Genomic DNA, 381 nt, shown 5'->3' on the forward strand with positions numbered 1-381 from the left:
CAGTGGTATCTTCACCTACGCTTTGCTTAAAGTCTATGGCGAACTCCACAAAGCGGAGTACGTCATCATCCCATACAGCGGTGTTGCCGGAGGTCTGGTAAGCGACATGTACATCATGCCCCTGGTCCACCAGTCGGATAAAGGTACCGCCCATGGAGATGACATCATCATCCGGGTGGGGAGAGAACACGATGGAACGTTTTCTCGCGGGTTCTGCGCGTTCAGGCCGCTGACTGTCGTCCGCACCCGGCTTGCCGCCCGGCCAGCCGGTGATGGTATGCTGCACCTGGTTAAAGATGTCGATATTGATGTTGTATACCGGGCCCTGCTCTACGGCAAGCTGTGCCATGCCGTGGTTGTTGTAGTCTTCTTCTGTCAGCT

General features: G+C 55.6%; 1 protein-coding gene. It reads right to left on the minus strand.

Annotated features, from left to right (window positions below):
- A partial coding sequence (locus DYU05_RS20825) for a PIG-L family deacetylase (RefSeq protein ID WP_205771948.1) occupies window positions 1-381 on the minus strand: 381 nt, incomplete at both ends.

Origin of the sequence: Mucilaginibacter terrenus, assembly GCF_003432065.1 — a bacterium.
GTDB classification, from domain to species: Bacteria; Bacteroidota; Bacteroidia; order Sphingobacteriales; family Sphingobacteriaceae; genus Mucilaginibacter; species Mucilaginibacter terrenus.